Origin of the sequence: Taibaiella helva (genome assembly GCF_003545695.1) — a bacterium.
In the GTDB taxonomy this organism is placed as follows: Bacteria; Bacteroidota; Bacteroidia; order Chitinophagales; family Chitinophagaceae; genus Taibaiella; species Taibaiella helva.
Window position 1 is genome coordinate 1 of record NZ_QUZZ01000037.1, and the last position, 1,034, is coordinate 1,034.

A 1,034-nucleotide genomic window follows, 5' to 3' on the forward strand; every position below is an offset into this window, starting at 1 on the left:
GCCATCGTGACCGCTTACGATTACTATCCCTTCGGCATGCTGATGCCCGGCCGCGGCACCGACAGCATCAATGCGGTAAGCAATGTGATGGGCAATACGCTGCTGGTGTATAACGACTTCAGCGACGGCACCACGCAGGGATGGATGAACTACGGCAATGGAACCATCAGCAATGCCGGCCAGCGGCTGAAGGTCCGTACCACCGACAATTTTGCGGGCACTTATAAAGTAACCGGTATGGTGCCCGGCCGCTCCTACCGCCTGCGCATGACCGTAGACCGGGGAACCTATACCGGCCAGCTGCGTACCGTGCTGCTCAACAATTATAGCTGGAGCTATTTTTACTATACCGAGCTGCCCCAGCAGGTCAACCAGGTGGATTACAGCTTTACGGCCACCAGTCCCAGCCTGGCCATCGTGACAGAGCCCTTCAATACCGGGCCCATGAACCGCGATTTCTATATCGACAACTTCATCTTCGAAGAGATCAGGCCGCAGCCCCAGGTCGATCCTGTGACCAGCAACGGCTGCATCACCATGACCCGGAGCAAATGGGTGACCACATGGGTAGACTCCTGCAACTATGTCTACAACTGGCAATGGCCCGGCTTCCTGGTGGAAGTGTACAACGGGCAGCCACAGGCCACTACCGTGAAGAAGACCGGCACGGCCGTAGAGTTCAATGTTGCCAACGGGGAGGCGGCTGTCTTTACCCTTTCGGTCCTACCCAATGTGGCCCAGAGCATAGACCTGGACCTGGAATCGGTGCAGGGCAATGCGCAGCTGGCCGTGCAGGAAGAGCAGGGCGGCAGCTGGGTGGGCCTGGCCTCAACAGTGGCTACTGCAAAAGGCAATTTTACCCTTAACTTTACACCGACGCAGGCGCAGGTGAAGGTGAAGATCATCGGTCCCTGCTTTGTGGGGGTGAAGAAATTCTGCACCAAGAAGCCGGTGATGAAGCAGGAGAATGTATTGGTGGATATCTGCCCGGCGGATAAGGACAAATACCGCTTTGGCTTTAACGGGCAGGAGAA

1 protein-coding gene is annotated in these 1,034 nt (G+C 56.7%); it reads left to right on the forward strand.

Annotated features, from left to right (window positions below; genetic code table 11):
• Nucleotides 1–1,034 (forward strand): hypothetical protein (locus DZC79_RS21010; protein WP_157977336.1); only part of this gene is annotated, 1,034 nt, incomplete at both ends.